The organism is Citrobacter sp. Cm038 (assembly GCF_030333105.1).
Lineage (GTDB): Bacteria > Pseudomonadota > Gammaproteobacteria > Enterobacterales > Enterobacteriaceae > Citrobacter > Citrobacter murliniae.
The window spans coordinates 815,388-830,124 of record NZ_JAOWGO010000022.1 but is presented as its reverse complement, the minus strand read 5'-3'; the positions used below and the strand labels follow the sequence as shown (position 1 = coordinate 830,124).

General features: G+C 51.3%; 18 protein-coding genes. 13 read left to right on the top strand and 5 right to left on the bottom strand.

The genetic code is table 11. The features are described from left to right. Positions 1-39 precede the first annotated feature (39 nt). From rsmE to ruvX, 4 genes are all read left to right on the top strand, one after another. Entirely contained in the window at positions 40-771 is a 732-nt protein-coding gene (rsmE, locus tag OGY01_RS15260) for a 16S rRNA (uracil(1498)-N(3))-methyltransferase (RefSeq protein ID WP_045447373.1), read from the top strand. Between the two features lie 158 nt (positions 772-929). Next, the gene (gene gshB, locus OGY01_RS15255; RefSeq protein ID WP_045447375.1) at positions 930-1,877 is read left to right on the top strand and encodes a glutathione synthase; all 948 of its coding nucleotides are present in this window, start codon (positions 930-932) and stop codon (positions 1,875-1,877) included. A 179-nt stretch (positions 1,878-2,056) separates the two neighbouring features. Then, positions 2,057-2,620, top strand: coding sequence for a YqgE/AlgH family protein (locus OGY01_RS15250; protein ID WP_045447378.1), 564 nt, complete (start codon positions 2,057-2,059; stop codon positions 2,618-2,620). Continuing rightward, a complete protein-coding gene (ruvX, locus tag OGY01_RS15245) occupies positions 2,620-3,036 on the top strand; it encodes a Holliday junction resolvase RuvX (protein ID WP_045447381.1) in 417 nt (138 codons plus the stop codon). The genes OGY01_RS15250 and ruvX overlap by 1 nt, the downstream gene beginning before the upstream one ends. 43 nt (positions 3,037-3,079) lie before the next feature. Here ruvX and OGY01_RS15240 read toward each other — a convergent pair whose 3' ends face one another. Beyond that, positions 3,080-4,060 (bottom strand): type IV pilus twitching motility protein PilT, encoded by a 981-nt coding sequence (locus OGY01_RS15240; protein ID WP_045447384.1) that lies wholly within the window; start codon positions 4,058-4,060, stop codon positions 3,080-3,082. Positions 4,061-4,077: 17 nt separating this feature from the next. Here OGY01_RS15240 and OGY01_RS15235 point away from each other — a divergent pair, with 17 nt between their 5' ends. The 5 genes from OGY01_RS15235 to hemW are packed head-to-tail and all read left to right on the top strand — an operon-like array spanning position 4,078 to position 7,384. Next, complete coding sequence (locus OGY01_RS15235) at positions 4,078-4,782, top strand: YggS family pyridoxal phosphate-dependent enzyme (RefSeq protein WP_200009978.1); 705 nt, start codon at positions 4,078-4,080, stop codon at positions 4,780-4,782. An 18-nt stretch (positions 4,783-4,800) separates the two neighbouring features. Beyond that, positions 4,801-5,367: a YggT family protein gene (locus OGY01_RS15230; protein WP_045447391.1), complete on the top strand. Its 567-nt coding sequence runs from the start codon at positions 4,801-4,803 to the stop codon at positions 5,365-5,367. Continuing rightward, positions 5,364-5,654 carry a DUF167 family protein YggU gene (yggU, locus tag OGY01_RS15225; protein ID WP_003027101.1) on the top strand — a complete coding sequence of 97 codons (291 nt, stop codon included), beginning with the start codon at positions 5,364-5,366 and terminating at the stop codon, positions 5,652-5,654. Before OGY01_RS15230 ends, yggU begins: the two co-directional genes overlap by 4 nt. Before the next feature lie 7 nt (positions 5,655-5,661). Continuing rightward, entirely contained in the window at positions 5,662-6,255 is a 594-nt protein-coding gene (locus tag OGY01_RS15220; RefSeq protein ID WP_045447394.1) for an XTP/dITP diphosphatase, read from the top strand. After that, a complete protein-coding gene (gene hemW / locus OGY01_RS15215; protein ID WP_286493301.1) occupies positions 6,248-7,384 on the top strand; it encodes a radical SAM family heme chaperone HemW in 1,137 nt (378 codons plus the stop codon). The genes OGY01_RS15220 and hemW overlap by 8 nt, the downstream gene beginning before the upstream one ends. 82 nt (positions 7,385-7,466) lie before the next feature. Here the strand turns inward: hemW and ansB are convergent, their stop codons facing one another. The 4 genes from ansB to trmB all read right to left on the bottom strand — a co-directional run bounded on the left by ansB (position 7,467) and on the right by trmB (position 10,516). Continuing rightward, the gene (gene ansB, locus OGY01_RS15210) at positions 7,467-8,513 is read right to left on the bottom strand and encodes an L-asparaginase 2 (protein WP_045447400.1); all 1,047 of its coding nucleotides are present in this window, start codon (positions 8,511-8,513) and stop codon (positions 7,467-7,469) included. Between the two features lie 188 nt (positions 8,514-8,701). Beyond that, positions 8,702-9,421 (bottom strand): YggN family protein, encoded by a 720-nt coding sequence (locus OGY01_RS15205; RefSeq protein WP_045447403.1) that lies wholly within the window; start codon positions 9,419-9,421, stop codon positions 8,702-8,704. 49 nt (positions 9,422-9,470) lie between these two features. Further along, positions 9,471-9,797 carry a YggL family protein gene (locus tag OGY01_RS15200; RefSeq protein WP_045447406.1) on the bottom strand — a complete coding sequence of 109 codons (327 nt, stop codon included), beginning with the start codon at positions 9,795-9,797 and terminating at the stop codon, positions 9,471-9,473. Then, complete coding sequence (trmB, locus tag OGY01_RS15195) at positions 9,797-10,516, bottom strand: tRNA (guanosine(46)-N7)-methyltransferase TrmB (RefSeq protein ID WP_045447409.1); 720 nt, start codon at positions 10,514-10,516, stop codon at positions 9,797-9,799. Before trmB ends, OGY01_RS15200 begins: the two co-directional genes overlap by 1 nt. A gap of 160 nt (positions 10,517-10,676) precedes the next feature. Here trmB and mutY point away from each other — a divergent pair, with 160 nt between their 5' ends. The 4 genes from mutY to OGY01_RS15175 all read left to right on the top strand — a co-directional run bounded on the left by mutY (position 10,677) and on the right by OGY01_RS15175 (position 14,682). Continuing rightward, a complete protein-coding gene (mutY, locus tag OGY01_RS15190) occupies positions 10,677-11,729 on the top strand; it encodes an A/G-specific adenine glycosylase (protein WP_225761461.1) in 1,053 nt (350 codons plus the stop codon). A 27-nt stretch (positions 11,730-11,756) separates the two neighbouring features. After that, positions 11,757-12,032, top strand: coding sequence for an oxidative damage protection protein (locus OGY01_RS15185; protein WP_045447415.1), 276 nt, complete (start codon positions 11,757-11,759; stop codon positions 12,030-12,032). 94 nt (positions 12,033-12,126) lie between these two features. After that, positions 12,127-13,212, top strand: a complete 1,086-nt coding sequence (mltC, locus tag OGY01_RS15180) for a membrane-bound lytic murein transglycosylase MltC (protein ID WP_136345243.1) — start codon at positions 12,127-12,129, stop codon at positions 13,210-13,212. Between the two features lie 213 nt (positions 13,213-13,425). After that, complete coding sequence (locus OGY01_RS15175) at positions 13,426-14,682, top strand: nucleoside permease (RefSeq protein WP_045447421.1); 1,257 nt, start codon at positions 13,426-13,428, stop codon at positions 14,680-14,682. Positions 14,683-14,737 lie beyond the last annotated feature (55 nt).

Here is a 14,737-nt window from a genome sequence, read left to right as displayed (position 1 = left end):
CCTTTAAGTTGCTCAGGGCCATGACGCGGATGGTTAACTATGCGCATTCCTCGCATTTATCACCCTGAACCACTCTCTTCCGGCAGCCAAATTTCATTGTGTGAAGATGCCGCCAACCATATCGGCCGCGTGCTGCGTATGGGCGCAGGCCAGGCGCTACAACTGTTTGACGGTAGCAATCAAGTATTTGACGCCGAAATCACCCATGCCAGCAAGAAAAGTGTGGATGTGAAAGTACTTAGCGCTGAGCATGACGATCGTGAATCACCGCTGCATATCCATCTTGGACAAGTTATGTCTCGCGGCGAAAAGATGGAATTTACTATCCAGAAATCGATTGAACTGGGTGTAAGCCTCATTACGCCACTTTTTTCTGAGCGCTGCGGCGTTAAACTGGATAGTGAACGCCTGAACAAGAAGCTCCAGCAGTGGCAGAAAATAGCTATTGCTGCCTGTGAACAGTGCGGTCGTAACCGGGTACCTGAAATTCGCCCGGCGATGGATTTGGAAGCCTGGTGCGCCGAACAGGATGAGGGATTGAAGCTAAACCTTCATCCTCGCGCCAGCGCGAGCATCAACACTCTGCCGCTACCCGTAGAGCGCATCCGGTTGCTGATTGGCCCGGAAGGTGGGTTGTCGGCAGATGAAATTGCCATGACCGCACGTTATCAGTTTACTGATATCCTGTTAGGACCTCGCGTTCTGCGTACTGAGACAACTGCGCTCACCGCCATTACCGCGCTACAGGTGCGTTTTGGTGATCTGGGCTAAGACCGCCCTATTAGGCGTAATTGTCGCAGCTAGTTTGAACATGGACAGCGCACAGCAACCGGAGCGTACACGCAGTACGTGAGGATTGCGAGCACTGCCCAGGTTTAAACTGGCAAGAAAAATAGCCTAAGAGGTTGGGCTTTTAACGGAGAAGAACAATGATCAAGCTCGGCATCGTGATGGATCCCATCGCAAGCATCAACATCAAGAAAGATTCCAGCTTCGCTATGCTGCTGGAAGCACAACGCCGTGGTTACGAACTTCACTATATGGAGATGGCCGATCTTTATCTGATTAACGGTGAAGCCCGCGCCCGTACGCGTACCCTGAGCGTAGAGCAGAACTACGACAAATGGTATGAGTTCAACAGCGAGCAGGATCTGCCGCTGGCAGACCTGGACGTCATTCTGATGCGCAAGGATCCGCCGTTTGATACCGAGTTTATCTACGCGACCTATATTCTGGAACGCGCTGAAGAGAAAGGGACACTGATCGTTAACAAACCGCAGAGTCTGCGCGATTGTAATGAAAAGCTGTTCACCGCCTGGTTTGCCGACCTGACGCCGGAAACGTTGGTCACACGCAACAAAGCACAACTGAAAGCCTTCTGGCAGAAACACAGCGATATCATTCTTAAACCGCTGGACGGCATGGGCGGCGCGTCTATCTTCCGCGTGAAGGAAGGCGATCCGAACCTGGGCGTAATTGCTGAAACGCTGACCGAGCACGGCACCCGCTACTGTATGGCACAGAACTACCTGCCGGCGATTAAAGACGGTGACAAACGCGTGCTGGTGGTTGATGGCGAACCCGTTCCGTATTGCCTCGCACGTATTCCACAAGGTGGAGAAACCCGAGGCAATCTGGCCGCCGGTGGTCGTGGCGAACCTCGTCCGTTAACCGACAGCGACTGGGAAATTGCGCGTCGCATTGGTCCCACCCTGAAAGCCAAAGGCTTGATTTTTGTGGGTCTGGATATCATTGGCGATCGCCTGACGGAAATTAACGTCACCAGCCCGACCTGTATTCGTGAGATTGAAGCAGAATTCCCGGTTTCCATTACCGGTATGTTGATGGATGCTATTGAGGCACGTCTGCAGAAATAAAGCGTTTAATGCCGGATGACGACGCTAAAGCGTCTTATCCGGCCTACGTTTTTCGCCTCCTACAAACCGGAAAAGCGCTACTTTCCGGCAAAAGACGCCTTACATGAGTGACAATTAAGGGCTTTCCCCACATACTGCACACTGTTGCTTTTTTGAACCAGGAAACAGAACCTCTGACAATGAATTTACAGCATCACTTTCTTATTGCCATGCCTGCTCTCCAGGATCCGATTTTCCGCCGTTCCGTGGTGTACATTTGTGAGCATAATGAAAACGGCGCGATGGGGATTATTATCAATAAACCCCTGGAAAATTTACAGATTGAAGGGATACTGGAAAAACTGAAGATTACACCAGAGGCGCGTGACCCGGCTATTCGTCTGGATAAAGCCGTGATGCTTGGCGGCCCACTGGCAGAAGATCGTGGGTTTATTCTGCATACCCCGCCTTCGCGCTTCGCATCCAGTATTCTTATTTCAGATAACACCATCATCACGACTTCCCGCGATGTGTTAGAAACCTTAGGTACACAGGAACAACCCTCCGAAGTACTGGTCGCGCTAGGTTATTCGTCCTGGGAAAAAGGTCAGCTGGAGCAAGAATTGCTGGATAACGCCTGGCTCACAGCCCCCGCCGATCTCAACATTTTATTTAAAACACCGATTGCTGATCGCTGGCGCGATGCAGCGAAACTTATCGGGATAGATATTCTGACCATGCCTGGCGTGGCAGGGCATGCATAATGAGCGAAACATTACTCTCCTTTGATTTTGGTACCAAAAGTATTGGCGTGGCTATTGGTCAGCGCATTACCGGTACAGCCAGACCGCTGCCCGCCATCAAAGCGCAGGATGGCACACCGGACTGGAGTTTGATTGAGCGCCTGCTTAAAGAGTGGCAGCCGGATGAGGTCATTGTCGGCCTGCCGCTGAATATGGATGGCACTGAGCAACCCCTTACCGCACGCGCACGCAAGTTCGCCAACCGAATTCACGGTCGTTTTGGCGTAACTGTGACACTTCACGATGAACGCCTCAGCACAGTGGAGGCGCGCTCCGGTCTGTTTGAGCAGGGTGGATACCGTGCGTTGAATAAAGGCAAAGTGGACTCCGCCTCTGCCGTCGTTATTCTCGAAAGTTATTTCGAGCAGGGTTACTAAAAGATCATCGTTTCATTTTGCTCCAGCATAAACCCTCAGCCCATTACAGCCTGCCCTGCGCCTGACGCTGCTGCAGGCTCTGAGCGAAAGTCTGCATACCTGCCAGTTGCCCGGTTTGTATAACACCGGGGAGCTGGTGGTTTTTCCCCTCGCGGATCAGATTGCCGACAGCCGGAGTATTTACCAGCAACTCAAATAACGCCACTCGCCCTCCCTGCTTATCTTCTTCCAGCTTTTGCGAGAGCACCGCCCGTAAGCTACCCGCCAGTTGATTACGAACCGGATCTTTCTCCTGCGCGGGAAAAGTATCCACCAGCCGCTCCACCGCCTGCGCCGCACCACGCGTATGTAGCGTTGCCAGCACCAGATGCCCGGTTTCTGCGGCGGTTAACGCCAGACGGATGGTTTCGCTATCGCGTAGTTCTCCCAATAAAATAACGTCGGGATCTTCACGCAACGCAGCTCTTAATCCTGCGGCAAAAGAGCTGCAATGCGCCCCCATCTCGCGCTGTTGGATCAAACAGCGCTTGCTGGTATAGCGATATTCAATAGGATCCTCCAGCGTCAGAATATGTCCTTCAACGTTCAGATTAAGGTACTCCACCATCGCCGCCAGTGTTGTAGACTTCCCGCTCCCCGTGGCTCCCGTCACCAAAATCAGCCCATTTTCACTATGTAGCAGTTCAGATATAAGGTCAGGTGTCTGTAATGCCTCCAGGTTCGGACAGGCGGCCGGCAGCAACCTCAGGGCCAACGAAGTCCCTTGTTGGTGGGCAAATGCACTGGCGCGCAGACGACGAGAGTCCGCCAGCGCAATGGCAAAATCAATCTGTCCACTTTCCCGCCACTGTACCTGTTGTTGATCGCTGAGCCAGCCCATCAGCAGCTGTTCCACATCTGGCGCAGTAAACGGCGCAATTTCTATCCTCCCCCGTATGCGCCAGCGCGCAGGCCATGCATTGCACAGGTGTAGATCCGACACGTTATGCTTTACACTAAGGGCCACTATTTCTTCCATATTCATATGAACATCCTCGGAAAATGAACGATATCGCGCATAACCTGGCACATGTCCGGGACAAAATCTTAGCCGCCGCGACGCGTTGCGGGCGGTCTTCAGAAGAAGTTACGTTGCTTGCAGTAAGTAAAACCAAACCTGCGAGCGCCATCGAAGAAGCCATCGCCGCAGGGCAGCGTGCCTTTGGCGAAAACTATGTTCAGGAAGGTGTGGACAAGATCCGCTACTTCAAAGAAAGCGGCGTAGAGGGTCTGCAATGGCACTTTATCGGCCCGTTGCAGTCCAACAAAAGTCGTCTGGTGGCTGAGCATTTTGACTGGTGCCATACGATAGATCGTCTGCGTATCGCTACCCGTCTAAGTGAACAGCGCCCGACAGACTTAGCACCGCTGAATGTTCTGATTCAGATTAATATCAGCGATGAGAACAGTAAGTCAGGCATTCAACTAGCTGAACTTGATACCCTGGCCGCGGAGATCGCCGCACTGCCACGCATTACCCTGCGTGGTCTGATGGCGATCCCGGCGCCAGAGTCAGATTATGTAAGGCAGTTTGAAGTTGCACAGCAAATGGCTGTAGCATTTGCCGGGCTGAAAACGCGCTACCCAAATATCGACACGCTCTCACTGGGAATGTCTGATGATATGGATGCTGCCATCGCGGCGGGTAGCACGATGGTACGCATTGGCACTGCTATTTTTGGTGCTCGTGATTACACAAAAAATTAAGGAAAACTAAGGAACACCATGAATACGTTGACCTTCCTGCTCTCAACGGTAATTGAGCTGTATACCATGGCGCTGCTATTGCGCGTGTGGATGCAGTGGTCCCGCTGTGATTTTTACAACCCGTTCTCACAGTTCATTGTGAAAATCACGCAGCCCATTATCGGGCCGTTACGCCGTATTATCCCTCCGATGGGACCAATCGACAGCGCCTCGTTAGTAATCGCGTTAATTCTCAGTTTTATCAAGGCAATAGTGCTATTCAAAGTGGTCACATTCCAGCCGATTATCTGGATCGCCGCCGTACTTATTGTTCTGAAAACCATTGGGCTGCTGATTTTCTGGGTGCTGTTGGTCATGGCCATCATGAGCTGGGTCAGCCAGGGTCGTAGCCCCGTGGAGTACGTGCTGATTCAACTGGCGGACCCACTGTTGCGTCCTATCCGTCGCATACTGCCAGGCATGGGCGGAATCGACTTTTCCCCGATGATCCTGGTACTGCTGCTCTATGTCATCAACATGGGGATAGCAGAGGTATTACAGGCGACAGGTAATATGCTGCTGCCGGGGCTGTGGATGGCGCTATGAGTGCCGTAACACCCTGCGATGACGGTCTGGTTTTACGGCTCTATATTCAGCCTAAAGCCAGCCGGGACAGTATTGTGGGTTTACATGGCGACGAAGTAAAAGTCGCCATTACCGCCCCGCCGGTCGATGGCCAGGCAAACAGTCATCTGGTTAAATTTCTCGGTAAACAATTCCGCGTGGCGAAAAGCCAGGTTGTTATTGAGAAGGGCGAGCTTGGCCGTCACAAACAGGTTAAAATCATTCATCCGCAACAAATCCCGCCAGAAATTGCGGCACTAACTGATTAGGTATCCCATGCAAAAAGTTGTCCTCGCAACCGGCAATGCCGGTAAAGTGCGTGAGCTCGCCTCTCTCCTGAGCGATTTCGGGCTTGATGTTGTCGCCCAAACAGATCTGGGCGTTGACTCCGCTGAAGAGACCGGCCTGACTTTTATTGAAAACGCCATTCTGAAGGCGCGTCATGCTGCGCAAATCACCGGACTGCCGGCAATTGCCGATGACTCGGGTCTGGCTGTCAACGCCCTGGGCGGCGCACCAGGCATCTATTCCGCTCGCTATTCAGGAGAAGATGCTACCGACCAACAGAATCTGGAAAAGCTGCTGCACACCCTGCGGGATATCCCTGAAGAGAAACGTCAGGCACAGTTCCATTGCGTGCTGGTGTATATGCGCCATGCGGACGATCCAACGCCAATTGTTTGTCACGGAACCTGGCCGGGCGTGATTACCCGCGAGCCTGTCGGAAACGGCGGTTTTGGCTACGACCCGATCTTCTTTGTACCGTCTGAAGGTAAAACCGCGGCAGAACTGACTCGTGAAGAGAAAAGCGCCATCTCCCACCGCGGACAAGCGCTGAAGCTGCTGCTGGATGCCCTGCGTAATGGTTAAGCTTCCACCACTGAGTCTTTATATTCACATCCCGTGGTGTGTGCAGAAATGCCCCTACTGCGATTTCAATTCGCATACGCTGAAGGGTGAAGTTCCCCATGATGACTATGTTCAGCATCTGCTGAGCGATCTGGATGCCGACGTTGCGTACGCACAAGGTCGTGAAGTAAAGACGATTTTTATTGGTGGTGGCACGCCAAGCCTGCTCTCAGGGTCGGCAATGCAAACGCTGCTGGATGGTGTGCGCGCACGCCTGAATCTGGCGGCTGATGCAGAAATCACGATGGAGGCGAATCCCGGTACAGTAGAAGCCGATCGCTTTGTCGATTATCAACACGCTGGGGTGAACCGTATCTCCATAGGTGTGCAGAGTTTCAGCGCAACTAAACTTGAGCGCCTGGGACGTATACACGGGCCGGAAGAAGCCAAACGCGCCGCCAATCTGGCGAACGGTCTGGGGCTTCGCAGCTTTAATCTTGATCTGATGCACGGCTTGCCGGATCAGACCCTGGAAGAGGCCCTGGGCGATTTGCAGCAGGCGATCGCGCTCAACCCGCCTCATCTATCATGGTATCAGCTCACCATTGAACCCAATACTCTCTTTGGCTCACGCCCTCCGGTATTACCGGACGATGACGCGCTGTGGGATATTTTTGAGCAGGGCCATCGGTTGCTGACCGCCGCCGGGTATCAGCAGTATGAGACATCAGCCTATGCTAAGCCGGGTTATCAGTGTCAGCACAATCTGAACTACTGGCGTTTTGGCGACTATCTTGGTATTGGCTGCGGAGCTCACGGCAAAGTCACTTTTCCAGATGGACGCATCCTGCGCACCACCAAAACGCGACACCCGCGCGGATATATGCAGGGGCGCTACCAGGAAAACCAGCGTGATGTGGCGCAGACCGACAAACCATTCGAGTTCTTTATGAACCGTTTTCGTTTACTTGAAGCCGCGCCGCGTGCTGAATTTACCCAATATACCGGGCTTACCGAAGACGTTATTCGTAAAGAGATTGATGAGGCTATCACGCAGGGGTATCTGACAGAGAACGAAGAGTTCTGGCAGATTACCCGACACGGTAAGCTGTTTTTAAACTCTCTGCTGGAATTGTTTTTAGCGGAATAACACTGAAAATAGCCAGGCCTGATGGCGCTGCGCTTATCAGGCCTGGGGGCTTAGAGACGATAAGCGCAGCTATCTTTATAGATTAATACTGATTAAACATCGTCTGGATCTGTTGCGGATCTTTGGTTTGCGTCAACGCCAGTTGCAACAGCACACGTGCTTTTTGCGGGTTCAGCGAACCTGAAGCGACAAATCCGTATTTCGCATCATCGATTTCAGCATCCTGCGTGGTGGCACCTGTTGGTACACGGGAAGAACGCACAACCACGGTACCTTTATGCGCGGCAGTCGCCAGGGTATCGAAAATCGTTTTATACAGGTTACCGTTACCTACACCCGCACTGACGATCCCTGCATAACCTGCGTCTACCAGCGCTTTTGCCGGCAGATCAGAAGCATTAGCGTAGTTGTAGATAATCCCCACTTTCGGCAGTTCTGTCAGCTTAGAAACATCGAACGGCGTAGAAGTAGTGTGCTTACGGGCAGGCGTACGCTGGTAGTCAATTTTGCCGTTATGGATGTATCCCAGCGGGCCGTAGTTAACGGATTTGAAGGTAGCAACATCAGTGGTATTGGTTTTGGTCACATCACGACCATCCAGTACGGTGTCGTTCATCACCACCAGCACGCCACGGTTTGCAGAGGCTTTATCTGCCGCCGTTACCACCGCGTTATACAGGTTAAACGGACCATCGGCGCTCATTGAAGTAGATGGACGCATTGCACCTACCAGTACCACCGGTTTGTTGCATTTGACTGTCAGGTCGAGGAAATATGCGGTTTCTTCCATGGTGTCCGTACCATGCGTGACTACGAAACCGTCGGTTTTATCACATTCAGCATTGATCTTCTTCGCCAGCGTTAACCAGACTTCATCGTTCATATCCTGGGAGCCGATATTCACAACCTGCTCGCCTTTGACCACAGCGATATCTTTCAGTTGCGGCACCGCATCTACCAGATTTTCTACACCGACTTTGCCTGCCGTGTAGTTGGATTTTGTTGCGGAATCACCACCGCCAGCAATCGTTCCGCCAGTGGCTAAAATGGTGATGTTAGGTAATGCCAGCGCCGCGCCGCTGAATCCCATAACCAGTGCAGCAAGTGCCGTTTTCCTGAAAAACTCCATGTTATTTCTCCAGTTACTTGAATTTGCCGCATTATGTCTATCTCACAGATGAATAATGTGACATTGTCCAATTAACCAGATTTATATTTCCATGAAATTGTCGTTCTTAGAGGTGGATATCAAAATAACAGGAAAATACAAAATAAAACGGCACAGAATGTTTCTGTACCGTTAAAGAGAAGTGAATGTTATTTCAGACCGTTAACTAATGCCTTACGGTCATCTTCCAGCGTTACGACGCGCGCGCAAACATCTTTGCCAAACTGCTGGAAATCTTGTTCCTGATTCTTCCATTCGTTCTGGATTGACGTTTGCAAGCCGCCGAGGCTACCGAGCACGCCCTGCAACGGGTTACCGCCGCCTTTGAGCACGGCTTTCGCTCCCATTTCGTTAATGCTGTCTTGCAAAATGCCGCCCATCGCCTGGTTCACCAGCTGTTGCCCGTCAGCGCGGACCTGATCTATCGCCTTATAATGGAAGGTCAGACCGTCGGAGCGATGCTCGATTATCCGGTTCATCTGCTCTTTCAACTGAGCATCAAGCTTGGTTAAACGACCGCGCATATTACTGCTTTCGCCCACTTCTTTGGCGATGATTTTATCCAGTGCCACGCGACCTTTCTCAACGCGCGCTCTGGCACCTTCGTCAATCCACGGCAGACTGCTACGCAACGCCGCCTGATAATCTTTCGCCTGCTCACGCTGTGCAGCGCTCAGGGTGTATTGTTTACCGTTGAAGGTGACATTGCCGGTCGGCGTAATAACCAGATCGCCGTTTTCACCTTTCACCTGCACCGTTTGCGGACTTAAAATCACATCGTCTCGTGGAGTGACGCTGCACTTGTAATCAGCATGTGCGGCCATCGCCGTGAACGTTAGGAGTGCCGCCAGCAGCGTTTTGCGCATCATATCTATCCCTCAATACAAATCGGGCCGGCATTTGCCGACCCTTTGCTACTTAGTCCCACCAAACATCGAAAAGTTCGCTGGTACGCACGTCTTCAAGTTTATGCTCTTCCAGCCACTTACGGACAATCGCCTGATGTTCTTCAGTACATTTGCCAATTTCCTGCAGGCAGATCAGACCTTCCCAGGCCAGATAGCCGCTGCCGTCAAAGGCCAGTTTGTTCGGCTCGATAACTTCATTGATAAGGTCATCAACGATTTTATCAACCTGCTCTTCAGATGTGCCTTCCGGGAAACGCCATGCAACCGAAAATCCTAATTCCTGGAATTCGTCGATATGCATTTTTTTACGCAGACGACGGCTACGGTTCTTTGCCATTATTTCACCCTCTCGAACATTAAGTCCCATACGCCATGGCCAAGTCGATGACCACGTTGTTCAAATTTGGTTACCGGGCGCGATTCCGGGCGCGGTACATAATCGTTACTCTCTGACTGGTTTTTATATCCGTCAATGGAGGACATCACTTCAAGCATGTGTTCCGCATAGGCTTCCCAGTCGGTAGCCATGTGGAAAACGCCGCCCAGTTTCAGCTTGCTTTTAACAAGCTCAGCAAATGGTACCTGAACGATACGGCGTTTATTATGACGTGCTTTATGCCACGGGTCAGGGAAAAAGAGCTGAACCATTGATAAAGAATTGTCAGGAATCATTTTGTGCAGTACTTCAACGGCATCATGGCACATCACGCGCAGGTTCTCGACACCCTCTTCATGAGCTGAGGCCAGACACGCGCCGACGCCTGGAGAGTGCACTTCAATGCCGAGGAAATTCTGTTCCGGACGAGCTTTAGCCATGGCCACCAGCGAAGCGCCCATACCAAAACCAATCTCAAGTGTCACTGGCGCTTCACGGCCAAACAGCGCGGCAAAATCCACAGGCTCTTCGCTAAACTCAACGCCCATCACCGGCCAGTAGTTTTCCAGCGCGTGTTCCTGCCCTTTGGTCAGTCGCCCCTGGCGACGAACAAAACTACGAATCCGGCGCAGAGGGCGGCCGTTTTCATCAAATTCCGGTGAAATGACGTCGTTCTTCATAAAAGTTTAGTCTGCTGTGTTTGAGTTCTGAAAACGGGCATTATCCAAAGTTAGTTGCCGGATGCAAGTAAAGGAAGAAAGTGAGCAGCGGAAAGTTCCGGTTTACACCCCGTTGCCGCTGTGCTGCAATCTTGCCCCCAGTCATTATGAAACGGTAACCATGCAAGCGTCTCAATTTTCAGCTCAGGTATTGGGCTGGTACGACAAATACGGACGGAAAACGCTGCCCTGGCAAATTGACAAGACGCCTTACAAAGTATGGCTCTCTGAGGTCATGCTGCAACAAACGCAGGTTGCGACAGTTATTCCTTATTTTGATCGCTTTATGGCGCGCTTCCCGACGGTTACTGACTTAGCACAGGCACCGCTGGATGAGGTCCTTCATTTATGGACCGGTCTGGGTTATTACGCCCGTGCTCGTAATCTCCATAAAGCCGCTCAGCAGGTAGTGACGCTACACGGCGGAACGTTTCCGCAAACCTTTGATGAAGTAGCAGCCCTGCCAGGCGTCGGGCGTTCTACCGCTGGCGCGATCCTTTCGCTTTCTCTGGGTCAGCATTTTCCGATTCTCGACGGCAACGTTAAACGCGTGCTGGCTCGCTGTTATGCTGTCAGCGGTTGGCCAGGTAAAAAAGAGGTCGAGAAAAAGCTCTGGGATTTGAGCGAACAGGTTACGCCAGCTAAAGGCGTTGAGCGGTTTAATCAGGCAATGATGGATTTAGGAGCGATGGTCTGTACGCGTTCGAAGCCCAAATGTTCCCTGTGCCCGCTAGAAAATGGCTGTGTGGCTAGTGCCAACACAAGCTGGTCACTTTACCCCGGTAAAAAACCCAGACAGACATTACCAGAACGTACAGGCTATTTTTTACTGGTGCAGCATGATGATCAGGTATTGCTTGCGCAGCGCCCACCAAGCGGTTTATGGGGCGGATTGTACTGTTTTCCGCAGTTTGAAGATGAAGATGGGCTACGTCAGTGGCTGGCGCAACGGCACATTAACGCAGATAATCTGACCCAACTTAATGCGTTTCGCCACACCTTTAGCCATTTCCATTTAGATATTGTGCCTATGTGGCTTCCCGTGTCTTCATTCACCTCATGCATGGATGAAGGCAATGCGCTCTGGTATAACTTAGCGCAACCGCCGTCGGTAGGACTGGCGGCTCCCGTGGAGCGTTTGTTACAGCAATTACGTACCGGTACGCATGTTTAACGTGTCGGTTAATAGAGAGGATTTTTTATGAGCAGAACGATTTTTTGTACTTTCCTGCAACGCGATGCAGAAGGTCAGGATTTTCAGCTGTACCCAGGCGAACTGGGAAAACGCATTTACAACGAGATTTCGAAAGAAGCGTGGGCACAATGGCAGCATAAGCAAACCATGCTGATTAACGAAAAGAAACTGAATATGATGAACGTCGAACACCGTAAGCTGCTGGAACAGGAAATGATTAACTTCCTGTTTGAAGGTAAGGACGTGCATATTGAAGGCTATACGCCGGAAGATAAAAAATAAGCATCTCTTGCTGACAATTTCGTAGGCCGGATAAGGTGCTCACACCACCCTCCGGCAAAACGATACAACAACAAACACAACACGCACTCCCGGAATGATGAAAAAATTTCTCGCGCTTGCCGTTATTGCGCCGTTGCTCATCTCCTGTTCCAGTTCGACCAAAAAAGGCGATACCTATAACGAAGCCTGGGTCAAGGATACCAACGGTTTTGATATTCTGATGGGGCAATTTGCTCATAACATTGAGAATTTGTGGGGATTCAAGGAAGTACTGATTGCGGGTCCGAAAGACTACGTAAAGTATACCGATCAGTATCAAACCCGCAGCCACATCAACTTTGATGACGGTACGATAACCGTTGAGACCATCGCCGGGACAGATCCCGCCGGACACCTGCGTCGGGCGATCATCAAGACATTGCTAATGGGCGATGATCCCGGATCTATCGATCTCTATTCCGATGTCGATGATATCAAGATTTCCAAAGAGCCGTTCCTGTATGGGCAGGTGGTTGATAATACCGGTCAGCCCATTCGCTGGGAGGGGCGTGCAACAAACTTCGCGAATTACCTGCTACAAACGCGACTTAAGAGCCGCAGCAACGGCCTGCGCATCATCTATAGCGTGACGATCAATCTGGTGCCAAACCACCTTGATAAGCGAGCACATAAATATATCGGCATGGTACGGCAGGCATCGCGGAAGTACGGTGTCGACGAATCGCTGATTCTGGCAATCATGCAGACCGAATCGTCCTTTAACCCGTATGCTGTCAGTCATGCCGATGCGTTGGGGTTAATGCAGGTAGTACAACACAGCGCCGGGAAAGATGTATTCCGCTCTCAGGGGCGTTCGGGTACGCCAAGCCGCAGCTTCCTGTTTGATCCGGCCAGTAACATCGACACGGGTACAGCCTACCTGGCGATGCTCAACAATGTCTATTTGGGCGGTATTGATAATCCGACCTCGCGCCGCTATGCGGTGATCACCGCCTATAACGGCGGGGCGGGTAGCGTGCTGCGCGTTTTCTCCAGCGATAAGATTCAGGCCGCAAATATTATCAACAGCATGTCCCCGGGGGATGTTTATCAAACCCTGACTACGCGACATCCATCCGCAGAATCACGTCGTTATCTTTACAAGGTTAATTCCGCACAGAAAACCTATCGTCGACGTTAACATCGCCCTCTCCTGACACCTCCGCTAACGGATGTCAGGAGAGCAAAAAGTGTTAACTACGTCACTCTTTTACCTTGCAATTAGAAATTGTTTGCAAATATTTGTCACAGCTAACAAAAAAAGAGTGTCTCTCATTGATAGAATCACATCATATTGCAACGGCAAATGTGCCTTTTAAAACATTCATCCGCATTACGGTGTGAGGAAATTAACATGAATCTTAAGCTGCAGCTGAAAGTCCTCTCCTTTCTGCAGTTCTGCCTGTGGGGTAGTTGGCTCACGACCCTCGGCTCTTATATGTTTGTCACCCTTAAATTCGATGGTGCATCCATTGGCGCAGTGTATAGCTCCCTAGGGATTGCCGCCGTATTTATGCCAACGCTGTTAGGGATCGTGGCTGACAAATGGATCAGTGCAAAATGGGTTTATGCACTTTGCCACCTGGTCGGCGCAGGAACACTGTTCGCCGCCGCCGAGGTCACCACGCCAGGGGCCATGTTCTTTGTGATCTTGCTTAACTCACTGGCCTATATGCCAACGTTAGGGCTAATCAACACTATCTCTTACTATCGCCTGCAATCTGCCGGGATGGATATTGTCACCGACTTCCCGCCAATTCGTATCTGGGGCACCATCGGCTTTATTCTGGCCATGTGGGCGGTAAGCTTCTCTGGCTTTGAACTGAGTCATATGCAGCTTTACATCGGCGCGACATTATCCGTGGTACTGGTACTGTTTACCCTGACGCTGCCGCATATTCCGGTTGCCAATCAGCAAAAAAACCAGAGCTGGACGTCAATGCTCGGCCTGGATGCATTCGCGCTGTTTAAAAACAAGCGTATGGCTATTTTCTTCATCTTCTCAATGATGCTGGGCGCAGAGTTGCAAATTACCAATATGTTCGGCAATACCTTCCTGCACAGCTTCGATAACAACCCACTGTTCTCCGGTAGCTTTATCGTTGAACACGCCTCGGTGATGATGTCGATTTCGCAGATTTCTGAAACCCTGTTTATCCTGACCATCCCGTTCTTCTTAAGCCGTTACGGTATCAAGAACGTCATGCTTATCAGTATCGTGGCGTGGATGCTGCGCTTCGGTCTGTTTGCTTACGGCGATCCGACTCCGTTCGGTACCGTGCTGCTGGTTCTGTCGATGATTGTTTACGGTTGTGCTTTCGACTTCTTCAACATCTCGGGTTCCGTATTTGTGGAAAAAGAAGTGCGACCTGAAATTCGCGCCAGCGCACAGGGTATGTTCCTGATGATGACCAACGGCTTCGGCTGTATTCTGGGCGGTCTGGTGAGCGGTAAAGTGGTTGAGTACTATACACTGAATGGTATTACTGACTGGCAGACCGTGTGGCTGATCTTCGCAGGTTATTCACTGGTTCTGGCGTTCGCTTTCGTGGCACTGTTTAAATACAAACACGTTCGCGTACCGGCTGGCTCCCAACCCGTCGCGCATTAATCTTCATTTATTGGAAAAGGTCACCTGTCGGTGACCTTTTTTTTGCCGGATGGCG

Excerpts from the sequence above, each read along its gene's own strand:
- OGY01_RS15185 (WP_045447415.1), top strand. The coding sequence starts at position 11,757 with ATGAGCAGAACGATTTTTTGTACTTTCCTGCAACGCGATGCAGAAGGT.
- OGY01_RS15200 (WP_045447406.1), bottom strand. The coding sequence starts at position 9,797 with ATGGCAAAGAACCGTAGCCGTCGTCTGCGTAAAAAAATGCATATCGAC.
- OGY01_RS15220 (WP_045447394.1), top strand. The coding sequence starts at position 5,662 with ATGCAAAAAGTTGTCCTCGCAACCGGCAATGCCGGTAAAGTGCGTGAG.
- OGY01_RS15235 (WP_200009978.1), top strand. The coding sequence starts at position 4,078 with ATGAACGATATCGCGCATAACCTGGCACATGTCCGGGACAAAATCTTA.
- OGY01_RS15240 (WP_045447384.1), bottom strand. The coding sequence starts at position 4,060 with ATGAATATGGAAGAAATAGTGGCCCTTAGTGTAAAGCATAACGTGTCG.
- yggU (WP_003027101.1), top strand. The coding sequence starts at position 5,364 with ATGAGTGCCGTAACACCCTGCGATGACGGTCTGGTTTTACGGCTCTAT.
- mltC (WP_136345243.1), top strand. The coding sequence starts at position 12,127 with ATGATGAAAAAATTTCTCGCGCTTGCCGTTATTGCGCCGTTGCTCATC.
- OGY01_RS15205 (WP_045447403.1), bottom strand. The coding sequence starts at position 9,421 with ATGATGCGCAAAACGCTGCTGGCGGCACTCCTAACGTTCACGGCGATG.
- OGY01_RS15230 (WP_045447391.1), top strand. The coding sequence starts at position 4,801 with ATGAATACGTTGACCTTCCTGCTCTCAACGGTAATTGAGCTGTATACC.
- OGY01_RS15175 (WP_045447421.1), top strand. The coding sequence starts at position 13,426 with ATGAATCTTAAGCTGCAGCTGAAAGTCCTCTCCTTTCTGCAGTTCTGC.
- ruvX (WP_045447381.1), top strand. The coding sequence starts at position 2,620 with ATGAGCGAAACATTACTCTCCTTTGATTTTGGTACCAAAAGTATTGGC.
- ansB (WP_045447400.1), bottom strand. The coding sequence starts at position 8,513 with ATGGAGTTTTTCAGGAAAACGGCACTTGCTGCACTGGTTATGGGATTC.
- rsmE (WP_045447373.1), top strand. The coding sequence starts at position 40 with ATGCGCATTCCTCGCATTTATCACCCTGAACCACTCTCTTCCGGCAGC.
- trmB (WP_045447409.1), bottom strand. The coding sequence starts at position 10,516 with ATGAAGAACGACGTCATTTCACCGGAATTTGATGAAAACGGCCGCCCT.
- hemW (WP_286493301.1), top strand. The coding sequence starts at position 6,248 with ATGGTTAAGCTTCCACCACTGAGTCTTTATATTCACATCCCGTGGTGT.
- OGY01_RS15250 (WP_045447378.1), top strand. The coding sequence starts at position 2,057 with ATGAATTTACAGCATCACTTTCTTATTGCCATGCCTGCTCTCCAGGAT.
- gshB (WP_045447375.1), top strand. The coding sequence starts at position 930 with ATGATCAAGCTCGGCATCGTGATGGATCCCATCGCAAGCATCAACATC.
- mutY (WP_225761461.1), top strand. The coding sequence starts at position 10,677 with ATGCAAGCGTCTCAATTTTCAGCTCAGGTATTGGGCTGGTACGACAAA.